The sequence below is a fragment of the Wenzhouxiangella sp. YN1 genome (assembly GCF_056324145.1).
The window spans coordinates 295434-307226 of record NZ_JBJNIO010000154.1 but is presented as its reverse complement, the minus strand read 5'-3'; the positions used below and the strand labels follow the sequence as shown (position 1 = coordinate 307226).

Annotated in this window: 11 protein-coding genes; 3 read left to right on the top strand and 8 right to left on the bottom strand. The window is 62.7% G+C overall.

The genetic code is table 11. The features are described 5' to 3' along the window. Positions 1–207: 207 nt before the first annotated feature. Genes ACEWQZ_RS11270 through ACEWQZ_RS11260 form a run of 3 tightly spaced genes read right to left on the bottom strand, consistent with a single transcriptional unit; the run spans position 208 to position 2164 of the window. Positions 208–1257 carry an IS91 family transposase gene (locus ACEWQZ_RS11270; RefSeq protein ID WP_476483179.1) on the bottom strand — a complete coding sequence of 350 codons (1050 nt, stop codon included), beginning with the start codon at positions 1255–1257 and terminating at the stop codon, positions 208–210. 2 nt (positions 1258–1259) lie between these two features. Beyond that, entirely contained in the window at positions 1260–1412 is a 153-nt protein-coding gene (locus ACEWQZ_RS11265) for a hypothetical protein (RefSeq protein ID WP_476483178.1), read from the bottom strand. An 8-nt stretch (positions 1413–1420) separates the two neighbouring features. Further along, entirely contained in the window at positions 1421–2164 is a 744-nt protein-coding gene (locus ACEWQZ_RS11260) for a tyrosine-type recombinase/integrase (RefSeq protein ID WP_476483177.1), read from the bottom strand. A 781-nt stretch (positions 2165–2945) separates the two neighbouring features. Between ACEWQZ_RS11260 and ACEWQZ_RS11255 the strand changes: the two genes are divergently transcribed. Then, positions 2946–3383, top strand: coding sequence for a universal stress protein (locus ACEWQZ_RS11255; protein ID WP_476483176.1), 438 nt, complete (start codon positions 2946–2948; stop codon positions 3381–3383). A 188-nt stretch (positions 3384–3571) separates the two neighbouring features. Here ACEWQZ_RS11255 and ACEWQZ_RS11250 read toward each other — a convergent pair whose 3' ends face one another. The 5 genes from ACEWQZ_RS11250 to ACEWQZ_RS11230 all read right to left on the bottom strand — a co-directional run bounded on the left by ACEWQZ_RS11250 (position 3572) and on the right by ACEWQZ_RS11230 (position 8977). Further along, positions 3572–4327: a TSCPD domain-containing protein gene (locus tag ACEWQZ_RS11250; protein WP_476483175.1), complete on the bottom strand. Its 756-nt coding sequence runs from the start codon at positions 4325–4327 to the stop codon at positions 3572–3574. Positions 4328–4521: 194 nt separating this feature from the next. After that, the gene (locus ACEWQZ_RS11245; RefSeq protein WP_476483174.1) at positions 4522–6666 is read right to left on the bottom strand and encodes an adenosylcobalamin-dependent ribonucleoside-diphosphate reductase; all 2145 of its coding nucleotides are present in this window, start codon (positions 6664–6666) and stop codon (positions 4522–4524) included. Positions 6667–6864: 198 nt separating this feature from the next. Next, positions 6865–7869 carry an NAD(P)H-dependent glycerol-3-phosphate dehydrogenase gene (locus tag ACEWQZ_RS11240; protein ID WP_476483173.1) on the bottom strand — a complete coding sequence of 335 codons (1005 nt, stop codon included), beginning with the start codon at positions 7867–7869 and terminating at the stop codon, positions 6865–6867. 10 nt (positions 7870–7879) lie between these two features. Next, the gene (gene secB, locus ACEWQZ_RS11235) at positions 7880–8392 is read right to left on the bottom strand and encodes a protein-export chaperone SecB (RefSeq protein ID WP_476483172.1); all 513 of its coding nucleotides are present in this window, start codon (positions 8390–8392) and stop codon (positions 7880–7882) included. A gap of 42 nt (positions 8393–8434) precedes the next feature. After that, entirely contained in the window at positions 8435–8977 is a 543-nt protein-coding gene (locus ACEWQZ_RS11230) for a rhodanese-like domain-containing protein (protein WP_476483171.1), read from the bottom strand. Between the two features lie 126 nt (positions 8978–9103). On the opposite strand from ACEWQZ_RS11230, the gene gpmI reads away from it, so the two are divergent. Continuing rightward, positions 9104–10633 (top strand): 2,3-bisphosphoglycerate-independent phosphoglycerate mutase, encoded by a 1530-nt coding sequence (gene gpmI / locus ACEWQZ_RS11225; RefSeq protein ID WP_476483170.1) that lies wholly within the window; start codon positions 9104–9106, stop codon positions 10631–10633. A gap of 5 nt (positions 10634–10638) precedes the next feature. Then, entirely contained in the window at positions 10639–11793 is a 1155-nt protein-coding gene (locus ACEWQZ_RS11220) for a murein hydrolase activator EnvC family protein (RefSeq protein WP_476483169.1), read from the top strand.

Below are 11793 nucleotides of genomic sequence, written 5' to 3'. Positions count from 1 at the left end.
TCAAAAATGCCAAATCCTGGCGAATCAATGCCATCCAGACCCACCATCGAGCCGAACCTGCAAGCTGGGTGACCAAAATCCATCAAAGCCGGCTTGACTCAGCGTGAAAGAGGCAGTCTGATGAATAAGCTGGGTTAACTGAACTTCGTCATGGATGGTTCTGCGTCCTCCGTATCGGTGGGCCGCGGATGCTGCCGTGCTGTGGAGCTATCCAGGATGCAACGGTTTCGGTAGAACCGATGCGATATGCATGGGGTTACCGCACGCGGGGCAGACGAGCCTGGGCCGCTTGCATGCCACCGGCAAGGCAAGCGCGACCTGCAGGATCAACTGCACGAGCCTGAGCCGCTTTTTCGCGTTTCCATGCAAGAACCCGTAGTCTCGCAGCCGCCTGAAGCCCTTGGGCAGCACGTGCTGAATAATCAGCCACAGGAAGTCCGCGCCGGGCAGTGTCCGGGTGCGGGTTTCTCCGGTTGCCGATTCGACATAGCGCAAGGTGACTTGGCCATTCCGATTGGCCAGGATGTCGCGCTCGGCGATCACGCCGCGGTAGAGATAACGCGACAGATATCGAAGCGCCGGCTCACCGCGACCCACCCGGCGACAGTCGACGACCCACCGCTCGGGGGTGTTTTCGGGGATCGGCAGTCCGGCCTTGTTCAAGCCATCGAGCAGGCGCGCCCGGAACACCGTGGCCAGAGCGAAGGCGTTGAACAGGTAGCGGCCCCTGACCTTTTTCCAGCAGCGCCGCAGTCGGTTGAGCCCGCCCCCGGGCACAACGACGTGGACATGCGGATGAAAACGCTTGTCGCGGGCATGGGTATGGAGCACGGCCGTCATGCCCAGCTCGGCGCCGAGGTGGTCCGGGTTCAGGCCGAAGTCGGTGAGGGTGGATACGGCACAGTCGAACAATAGCCCGTAGACAATGGTCTGATGTCGCCAGGCCACAGCGCGCAGTTGCGCCGGCAAGGTGAAGGTGGCCATGAAGTAATCGACGGGCAGCAGCTTGGCGCGCTGGCGCTCCAGCCAGTGAGTGGCCTGCTGATTCTGGCAGCGCGGGCAGCTTCGATGGCCGCACGACAGCGGTTGATCATGATGCTGGTCGCAGTCGTGACACGCCCAGTGGACCTGTCCGGCTTGCGGGGTTCGGCAGCGCAGCATCGCGTCCATGGCGCGTCGGTGTCCGGGGAGCAGACGGTGGCCGTAGCGCTGTTCAAGCTCGCTGCGGTATTGGTGGATGATCGTGGCCAGTTCCATGATCACAACCTTTGCAGATCGACATGCAGCCGGTCGACCAGTTGGTTGATGATGCGAAAGCTGTCCTGCTCGGTGGTTCGGGTCAGTTGTGCGTAGCGCGCGGTGGTGGTGGGGCTGGCATGGCCGAGCAGCGCCTGGATATGGCGCAGGCTCAAGCCCTGTTCTAGCAGATGCGTGGCGAAGGAATGGCGCAGGGTATGGATGGTCGCTTTTTTTTAATGCCGCAATCAGCCAGCATTCTCTTCATCGCCGTTTGCACGCCGCCGCGACTCATATGCGAAGCGGCTTGACGGACCGTGTCCATCGAGCCTGCGGCATTGGGGAACAGTAAACGCGGATGGCGATGCCGGCACCACAAGGCGCGAAGTGCCCGGCAAGTCAGATCCGGCAATGGCACCAGCCGGTCCTTGTGCCCCTTGCCACGCCGGACGTGCACCTGGCCTCGCGCACTGTCGATATCCCCGACTTCCAGGGCCAGCGTCTCGCCCAGGCGTAGTCCCATGGAGTAGGTGGCCAGCACAAACACCCGGTAGCGCAGCTTGCGCGCCGACCCGATCAGGCGCTCGATTTCTGCGGTGGTCAGAATATCGGGCAAGGAGCGGACCTTCGGGGCCCGGATCATCTCCACCCACTGCCAGTCGCGATCGAGCACATGCTTGTAGAAGAACTGCAAACCGCAGCGATCCAGCTTGACGGTTGACCAGGAATGGGTCTCGACCAGCTCAGAAAAATACCCGGCCAGTTGCTCAACGTTGAGTCGGTCCGGGCAGCAGTCAAACCAGGCTGCAATCCGCCGTAGCGCACGTGAATAGCCGTCGATGGTCTTGTCGCTCATGCCTTGCAGCTTCAGGGCTCTGAGGTGTTGGCGGTACAACTCATCGAACCGTTTTTGCTCGGATTTGTTCATGCTAAACTCCTTGACAAACGCGCCCCCGATTGGGCGTCGATCAAGGGTTACACAACATGAATGGGGTTTTCTGCCGCGAAGCGGCTTCGTTCAACAAATCGCTTTAGTTCGTTCCGCGTCTCGCGCTTTGCGCTACACGGGGCGGGTCAATGCTAACGCCGCGCCACTTGACTCAGACGTTATAAAAAAATGTGATTATGGCTCTGCTTGAACGTGAGGCGGCGGACAATTTCTCGTTTGGGACCACAGCGAACCACTCGGTTCGATCCGCCTTCGGCCTGACGGCGAGGTGGACTGCCGCCTTTGTCAGAGTGGCTCATCGGCGTACTCCATCCGAAAGCTTTCCTGATCCCTCCGCAAGAACCGGGTAGCGCAAGCACAAATTGTTTCGAAGGTTTCTTGGAAAGAACGAATTGTTTCCAGGGTTGCTTGGAAAGTTTCCAAGGTTACTTGCAGATTGTTTCCACCTTTTCTTGTTCGTGTATTCAGGTGCTTTTCCACACCAAGGGCTGCTGTGACGATAGTTCGCATAATGTATATTATGTAAAGCTCTGGTCGGGTGGCGCGTCATCTGTTCTGCGCTCGACAAACTGAATGCGCTCGCTGTTTCTGTTTATTTTCATTGGCTTGGCGCGTTATTCTAAAAATCGCGTTAGGATGAGCAGCCGCTCATGATTGGCGCCGCGTCGTGACTGACGCAGGTCAAGCGCTTCGGCGCCGGCATCTGGCATGATCGGGTTTGAGTCGACGCACCATCACACCATCTCCAAGGAGGTTCGCCATGACCCAATCGAAAAATCTCTTCGTCGCCCTGGACGGATCCGAGCCGGCCTTCGAGGCCCTGGATGAGGCGCGTGCGCTGGCGGCGTCCATGGGCCGCGAGCTCTCGGCCCTCTATGTCTTTGCTCACCAGCCTCACGTGTCGGCCACCCCGGCCGGGCTTGGCGACCAGAGCTCGCCGCAGGAGCTCGAGCGTGCGAGCAAGAGCGAGTCGCAACAGATCTTCGACGAAGGCGAATCGCGGGCAGGATTGACGTTTGCGCAGCGGCACGTGCTGATTGGCGATCCGGCAGAAGAGATCATCGCCTTCATGGAAGACAATCCGGGTACGCATCTGGTAATGGGACGCCGCGGGATGTCGCGGATCAAGGCGCTGCTCATGGGCAGCGTCAGCCAGAAAGTACTGGCTCACGCCCCCGGTCTGGTCACCGTGGTGTGACCCGCGGCCGTGCTGTGGATCGCGGTGAAAAGACGCGCCCACATTCCGGCGCTCGACCGACTCGGCGTCGACCGGGATCCGGGTGACCTGAGCGGCCAGAATCAGCCTTCATTGAGACGGCATTCGACCTCCAGGCGTCCCCGATCTTGCCGGCCTTTCGGGCCTTCAGCGGCTGGGCGGGACAAAAATCAGCCGCACTTGGAATAGCCGCAGGCCAGGCAGGTCTGGCAGCCGTCGAGCAGGACCATCGCCTTGGTGTTGCACTTGTGACACAGCGTGGCCGAGGCCGGATAGGCGGCCTCACCGCCCTGCCCCGCATCGCCGGCATCGGATCCGGCCGGCTTTGGCGCTTCGGCTTGTGGCTGTTGCTGTTCGCGGGCTTCGGCTTCGGCGCGTTTTTGCTCGAGAATGAGCTGCTGCTGCTCGGATAGTTCGTCGGGCTCGATCATGCCGATGCGTTTGAAATGGTGCTCGACCACCGCACCGATGTCGGCCACGATCGATGGCACGAAGCGCCCGCCGGGCTTGAAGTAGCCGCCCTTGGGGTCGAACACGGCCTGCAGCTCCTCGGCCAGGAAGGTGACGTCGCCACCCTTGCGGAACACCGCCGACATCACCCGCGTCAGCGCCACGATCCACTGGAAGTGGTCCATGTTCTTCGAGTTGATGAAGATCTCGAAGGGCCGGCGCTGCTCGTGTTCGGTGCCCTGATTGAGCACGATGTCGTTGATGGTGACATACAGGGCGTGGTCGTCGAGCGGCGTGCGGATCTTGTAGGTCGCGCCTTCCAAGCACTCCATACCCTCCGGGCGTTCGAGCTTTTCGTGCATCCGGATGATTTCGGCCTTTTCCTTGCGACCGTCCTGGTGATCGCTCGCTTTTTCCTCGGCTTGCTTGTCCTGGACCGCGTAGTCCACGATTTTCTTGTCGATCCTGATGGTCATTTCAATGTTCCCGGATTGTTTCTCGATCTGTTGCTGGATTGCTTGATCACTCTGCTAATGCCGAAGGCATGTGGCCCAGTCACGGCGCCGCAGGCGAGGCTTTGCGATTACCGGGGCCCCGGAGCGTACATCCGGGTACGTGAGGAGGCCCGATAACCGTAAAACACGGCCTGCGGTGTCGTGACGAAGCCACATCAGAACTTTCCGTAGTAGCCTTCCTTCAGGGCATCGAACAGATTGGCGGCTGTGTGCACTTCGCCGTCATATTCGATCTTCTCGTGCCCCTGAACCTCCACCTTCGACCCGTCCTCGAGCTCGAACACGTAAGTGGTCGACTCCAGGTCCTTGTCGGTGACCAGCACGCCCTGGAAAGCCTGCGGGTTGAAGCGGAAGGTGGTGCAGCCCTTCAGGCCCTGCTCCCAGGCATACAGATAGATGTCCTTGAAGTCCTCGTAGGGATAATCGGTAGGCACGTTGGCGGTCTTGGAAATGGATGAGTCAATCCACTTCTGTGCCGCCGCCTGGATGGCGACGTGCTCCTTGGGCGTGATCGATTCGGCGGTCACGAAGTAGTCGGGCAACTGCTCGTCGGGATGGTCCGAATACGGCATGGCACCCGCGTTGACCAGGGTGCGATAGGCCAGCAGTTCGTAGGAATAGACGCTGACCTTTTCCTTGCTCTTGCGGCCCTCGCGAATCACGTTGCGGTTGTAGTGGTGGGCGAAGCTCGGCTCGATGCCGTTGGAGGCGTTGTTCGCCAGCGACAGCGAGATGGTGCCGGTTGGCGCAATCGAGGTGTGATGGCTGAAGCGCGCACCCGACTCGGCCAGACGGTCGACCACTTCGGGCGCCACTTCCGCCACCTTCTGCATGTAGCGGCTGTAGCGTGCGTGCAGGATGCGGCCGGGCACCTTGTCGCCGACTCTGTAGCCGTCGCGTTTCATCTCCGGGCGCTTGCGCAGCATCTCCGGGGTGACCTCGAAGTCGTCGTCCATGATCGGTGCTGCGCCCTTTTCCTCGGCCAGTTCGGCCGCGGTCTCCCAGCCGGCGACGGCCATCTCGCGCGAGACGCGCTCGGTGAACTCCAGCGATTCGGGTCGACCGTACTGCATCCGCAGCATGGTCAGGGCCGAGCCCAGGCCGAGAAAGCCCATGCCGTGGCGGCGCTTGTAGAGGATCTCGTTGCGCTGCTTGTCCAGCGGCAGACCGTTGATCTCGACCACGTTATCGAGCATGCGCGTGAAGATATTGACCGTGCGCCGGTACTCGTCCCAGTTGAAGCGCGCGTTGTCGGTGAATGGTTCTTCGACGAAGCGCGTCAGGTTGATCGAGCCAAGCAGACAGGCGCCGTAGGGCGGCAGCGGTTGTTCGCCACAGGGGTTGGTCGCGCGGATGGTTTCGCACCACCAGTTGTTGTTGTCTTCGTTGATGCGGTCGACCAGCACGAAGCCCGGCTCCGCGTAGTCATAAGTGGAGGTCATGATCATGTTCCACAGGCGCCGGGCCGGCACCTTGCGATAGATCTTGCAGGCGACCAGGCCTTCTTCGTTACTGACGTAGTTCTTGGTGGTGGGCCACTCGCGCCAGATGACCTGCTCGGGGTCGGCCAGGTCGATATCCTCGGCTTCGCTGTCGAGCACCGGGAAGACCAGTGGCCAGTCGGCATCGTCGACCACGGCCTGGACAAAAGCGTCGGTGATCAGAAGCGAGCAGTTGAACTGGCGCAGCACGCCGTCTTCGCGCTTGGCGCGGATGAAGTCCATGACGTCGGGGTGCGAGACGTCGAAAGTGGCCATCTGCGCACCGCGGCGGCCGCCGGCCGATGACACGGTAAAGCACATCTTGTCGTAGATGTCCATGAACGACATCGGGCCCGAAGTGTAGGCGCCTGCGCCGGAAACATAGGCGCCCTTGGGCCTGAGCGTGGAAAACTCGTAGCCGATGCCGCAGCCGGCCTTGAGCGTCAGGCCGGCCTCGTGAACCTTGCCGAGGATGTCGTTCATCGAATCCTCGATGGTGCCCGAGACCGTGCAGTTGATGGTCGAGGTGGCCGGCTTGTGCGCCAGCGCGCCGGCATTGGAGGTAATGCGTCCGGCCGGGATGGCGCCTCGCCTGAGCGCCCACAGGAATTCACGATACCAGTGGACCTGCTTGTCGCTGCCCTCCTCCACTTCGGCCAGGGCGCGGGCGACACGCTTGTAGGTGTCGTCGATCTCCTGGTCGATGATGTCCCCCGACTTCGACTTGAGACGGTACTTCTTGTCCCAGATGTCGAGCGACGCTTCCTGGAAGGCAATATCCGGAAGCGCAGCCGTCAAAGCTTCTGCCGAAACGCTCATGTTTCAACCTCTTGATTATTGTGTGCTACTTAGGGTTATACACAGGTTACCCACCGTTGTACTCACAACTGGTTGTGCCTGTTCCTGTCGCGGGACACAAGATCTTGTGTCAGATGCCCATACCATACGCCCAAGGCCGGGCGCGATCAAGTCTTGCCAAAGGAGGTGTTTGCGGGTACGGGCGGCTGCGCGGGCGCGCTATTCCGTTTCGGCCTTGAGCTCGCGCTCCATGAGCACCTGCACGCCCTTGCGGGCGCTCCAGCCCTTGAAGAGGATGCCGTGCACCTGTTCGGCGATCGGCATTTCCACGCCGGCGCGCGTGGCCAGGCGCATGACCTCTGTGGCGGTCTTGACTCCCTCGACCACCTGGCCGATGTCGGCCACCGCGTCGTCGACCGAGCGGCCCTGCCCGACGGCCAGGCCGAGCCGGCGGTTGCGCGATTGATCGCCGGTGCAGGTCAACACCAGGTCACCGATCCCAGCCAGGCCCATCAGGGTACGGTCGTCGGCGCCCAGTGCGCGGCCAAGCCGGCGCATTTCAGCCAGGCCGCGGGTAATCAGGGCAGCGCGGGCGTTGTGCCCGAGCTTCAGGCCATCGGCCATGCCGCAGGCGACCGCCAGCACGTTCTTGATTGCGCCGCCCAGCGCCGCGCCGACCAGATCGGCCGTGTAATAGGCACGAAAGCTGTTGCCGTGCAGCAGCGCGGCCCAGGCCTGGCCAAAATCCGGGCTGGTGGCCGCCACGGTCACCGCCGTCGGCAGCGCTTCGGCCACCTCGCGGGCAAACGACGGGCCGGTGATCAGCGCCAAGGGGATGTTGGCGCCAAAGCGTTCGGCGGCAACCTCGTGCAGCAGTCGCCCAGTGCCCGGCTCGAAGCCCTTGCTCGCCCATGCCAGGCCGGTTTGAGCCGACACGAACGGCGCCACCCGGTCCAGGGTCTCACCAAAGGCGTGACTGGGCGTGGCCACCAGCAAACGCTGTGCATCACGACAGGCCGCCTTGAAATCTGCGGTCACGCGCAGCGACTCAGGCAGCGGACAGTCGGGCAGATAGCGCTGGTTGACACGGTTGCGCTCCATCGCCTGGGCGCTCCTGGCGTCGCGCGCCCACAGCTGCACATCGTGGCCCATGCGCGCCAGCTGCATTCCCAGCGCCGTGCCCCATGAGCCGGCGCCCAGAACCGCAATCCGGACGGCTGTCACTGATCAGGCTCTAGTCGCCGCTGGGCGGCTGTTGGCCATTGCCCTCGCCCGAGCCTTGCTGCTGATTGCGGGCTTCCTCCAGGCGCTGGCGGAAAACCGCCTCGAAATTGACCGGCTGGATGGGGGGCATGAAAAAACCGCCCGCGCTGACCAGGGACCCGATCTGCGTGCGGCAATAAGGAAACAGCACGTTCGGGCACAGCACGTTGATCACGTACGGCATCTGTTGTTCGGAAAACCCGGCCATCTGGAAGATGCCGCCGTACTGAACCTCGCACAGGAAGGCGGTCTTGTCTCCCTGCTTGGAGGTGACGGTAACCGAAAGCGTGATCTGGTGGCGGTCTTCGCCGATGTTCTCGCTGCGCTGCGACAGGTTCAGGTTGATTTCGGGCTCCCCCTCGCTCTGGCTGAGCTCGAGGATATTGGGCGCTTCAAAAGAGGCGTCCTTGAGATAGATATGCTGGACGGCCATCTGGGCTTCCTGCTCCTGGCCGGCTGCGGCGGCTTGGTTCTCTTCAGTCATGCTTGAGGTTTCCTTTCCAGTAGTCTGATTGAATTCAGTTTTTCACGGCTCATCAGGCGTGGATTGCTTCGAATCGTCCTTGCCTGTCCTGTTCTTTTTCTTTCGGCCTTTATCCGCATTGCGCCTGTTGCTTCTGGACTTGCCGCTTTTGCCTGCGCCCTTCGGGCGAGAGACGGGCTGCTGATCGCTGATCCACTGCGTCAGGCCGCCGGCCAGAACATTGACGTTGGTGAAGCCGAGCTTGACCAGTCGCGAGGCCATCTGGGGCGCCACCTGATTGTTCTTGCAGTAGATCAGGATCGGCTGCTCGCGATGCTTGAGCAGCTGCTGGTTGCCGGCCTCGATATTCGAGGGTGGCATGTGCAGGGCCCCGCGGATGTGGCCCTTGGTGTAGTCGCTGCTGTTGGAGACATCCAGCACGACCGGGTCGCCCCGGTTGATCAGCTGAACCGCCGCCAGCGTGCCCAGCTCCGTCCACTTGCGAAACAGGCAGCTGATTTCGTAGGCAACGAGCGCGACCACAGCCACGCCCAGCCCGCCGGTCAGCACGGGGTGATTTCCTATGAACTCGAGGGCTTGTTCCATCCAGGGTCAATCGCTTCGGGTCAAAACGACCCATTATCCTTGATCCGTCGCTTTGTTGCCAGCACCTCGGCGGCCGGCTGTGGGATAATTGTCATCAATGCGCCAAGCCTGAATTCCGGGGAGATCATGCCGACACACCGACCACTCATGCTGCTCATTCTCGATGGCTGGGGACAGCGCGAAGCTGCCGAGGACAACGCCATTGCCGCCGGTCACACGCCCAATTGGGATCGGATCCAGGCCAGCTGCCCCACGACTCTGCTCGAGACTTCCGGCGAATCGGTGGGCCTGCCGCCAGGCCAGATGGGCAACTCCGAGGTCGGACACATGAATCTCGGTGCCGGTCGAATCGTGTACCAAGAGCTCACGCGCATCGGCCAGGCCATTGCCGACGGCAGTTTTGCCCGCAACCCGGCGCTGCTCGGCGGTATCGAGAAGGCGCGCGCCGCCGGCGGCTGCGTGCATCTCATGGGCCTGCTCTCACCGGGGGGCGTGCACAGCCACGAGGATCATCTGCTGGCCGCGCTCGAGCTTGCCCTCAGCAGCGCCGTGACCGAGGTTGCGGTGCATGTCTTTCTCGACGGACGTGATGTGGCGCCGCGCAGTGCGGCGGCTTCCATCGCGCGTCTTGAAGCGGCAGTGGCCGCCGATGGGCGCGCGCGCATTGCCAGCGTCAGCGGCCGCTATTACGCCATGGACCGCGATCAGCGCTGGGAGCGAACCCGGCGCGCCTGGGATGCGATTGTCGAAGGCCGCGCAGATTTTGCGGCCGCAAACGCCTCCGAGGCGCTCGAGGCAGCCTATTCCCGCGGGGAGGGTGACGAGTTCGTTCAGCCCACGGTCATTGCCGGCGGCCGTCGGGTGGCCGACGGTGACAGCGCTGTGTTCATCAATTTTCGTGCCGATCGTGCGCGCCAGCTCACCCGCGCTTTTGTCGAACCCGACTTCGACGGCTTTTCCTGCCGCCGCCCTGCCCTTTCAGGCATGGTCACGATGACGCACTATCAAGACGGCCTGCCGGTGGATGTGGCCTTCAAGCCGCAGCGCTTCGAACACCTGCTGGGCGCTGAGCTGGCGGCGGCCGGGCTACGCCAGCTGCGCATTGCCGAAACTGAAAAATATGCGCATGTCACGTATTTTTTCAACGGCGGCGTGGAGCAAGTGTTCGACGGCGAGGATCGCAAGCTGATTCCGTCTCCAAAAGTTGCCACCTACGATCTGCAGCCGGAGATGAGCGCGCCGGAGCTGTCACAAGCGCTGCAGACGGCGATCGACAGCGGCGATTATGATCTGATCGTGTGCAATATCGCCAATCCCGACATGGTCGGCCACAGCGGCAGGTTCGAGGCCGCCGTGGCCGCGGTCGAGGCCGTCGATGACGTGCTTGGCGAGGTTCTTCCGGTGCTCGAGCGCGCCGGTGGCGAAGTGCTGATTACCGCCGATCACGGCAATGTCGAGCAGATGAGTGACCCGGCCACCGGTCAGCCCCATACCTCGCATACCACCAATCCGGTACCTCTGGTCTATGTTGGCCCGCGACGCTTGCGGCTGCGTGAGGGTGGCAGCCTGCGAGATATTGCGCCGACACTGCTCGGCCTGCTCGGCCTGCCGCATCCCGAGGCCATGACCGGCCGCTCGCTGATCCGGGCCGACTGAGGCGGGTGCGAGCGCTGGCGCCCCGATTCTGCCTGCCGGCGGCAGCGCTGCTGGCCGCCTCGTCTCTGTCGCTTTGGGCCCAGGAAGACCGCGAAGCGCTCGAGGCCGAACTGGAGCAGCTGCGCACGCGCATCGCTGCCGTGCAGGCGCAGATCGACGAGCGTCTGGGTGAGCGCGACCGTCTGGACGAACAGCTGGCCGAAGCCGAGCGCGAGGTGGGCCGCGCCCGCCGGGCGCAGGTCGAGGCGAGCCAGGCATTGAGACAGACCCGCGCCGAGATCGACCAGCTCGAAGCGCGCCAGGCGACACTTGAAAACCGCGTCGGAGAGCGTGCTTCGGAGCTGGCGCTGCAGCTGACCAGCGCCTATCGTCAGGGCAGCCGCTCGCGGCTTGCCATGCTGCTCAACCAGGATGACCCCAGGCATCTGTCGCGGCGCCTGGCCTACCACGGTTATCTGTCACGGGCGCGCATTGCCGCAATCGAGGAACTGCAGGAAACGGTGGCTGCGCTGATGCTCACGCGCGAAGAGCTCGATGCGGAGGCCAGACGACGAGGTCAGCTGCTGGCTCGGCGCAAGCGTGAAACGCTGCATCTGGAGACGGCAAGTGCAGAGCGCGCGGCCGCGCTCGATGCGCTGGATCAGCGCCTGATCAGTGATCGTGAGCGCCTGGCAGAGCTCGAACGCGATGCCGATGAGCTCGCCGAACTGCTTGAAGAGCTCGCCGATGCGCTGGCGGATGTGCCGGCGGATGCCAACATCCCCCCATTTGCCGAGCTTCGCGGCGAACTGCAAATGCCGCTTGCCGGTCGTGTTCTGAGGGCTTTTGGCGCCGAGCGTAGCGGCGAACTACGCTGGAGCGGCTGGTTGATCGAGGCCGATGGCGGTGAAGAGGTGGTCAGCATCGCGCACGGACGCGTGGCCTACGCTGACTGGCTGCGTGGCTATGGTTTGCTGCTCATCCTCGATCACGGCGATGGCTTCATGAGCCTCTACGCGCACAATGAAGCGCTGATGCGCGATGTCGGCGACTGGGTGGCCCCCGGCAACGTGGTTGCTCTGGCCGGGCGTTCGGGCGGAGTGGATCAGCCGGCCCTGTATTTCGAGCTGCGCCGGGACGGCCGGCCGGTGGATCCGGCCGGATGGCTCAACCGTCAGTAG

Coding starts and splice junctions, on each gene's coding strand:
- ACEWQZ_RS11270 (WP_476483179.1), bottom strand. CDS start 1,257: ATGGAACTGGCCACGATCATCCACCAATACCGCAGCGAGCTTGAACAG.
- ACEWQZ_RS11260 (WP_476483177.1), bottom strand. CDS start 2,164: ATGAACAAATCCGAGCAAAAACGGTTCGATGAGTTGTACCGCCAACAC.
- ACEWQZ_RS11255 (WP_476483176.1), top strand. CDS start 2,946: ATGACCCAATCGAAAAATCTCTTCGTCGCCCTGGACGGATCCGAGCCG.
- ACEWQZ_RS11250 (WP_476483175.1), bottom strand. CDS start 4,327: ATGACCATCAGGATCGACAAGAAAATCGTGGACTACGCGGTCCAGGAC.
- ACEWQZ_RS11245 (WP_476483174.1), bottom strand. CDS start 6,666: ATGAGCGTTTCGGCAGAAGCTTTGACGGCTGCGCTTCCGGATATTGCC.
- secB (WP_476483172.1), bottom strand. CDS start 8,392: ATGACTGAAGAGAACCAAGCCGCCGCAGCCGGCCAGGAGCAGGAAGCC.
- ACEWQZ_RS11230 (WP_476483171.1), bottom strand. CDS start 8,977: ATGGAACAAGCCCTCGAGTTCATAGGAAATCACCCCGTGCTGACCGGC.
- gpmI (WP_476483170.1), top strand. CDS start 9,104: ATGCCGACACACCGACCACTCATGCTGCTCATTCTCGATGGCTGGGGA.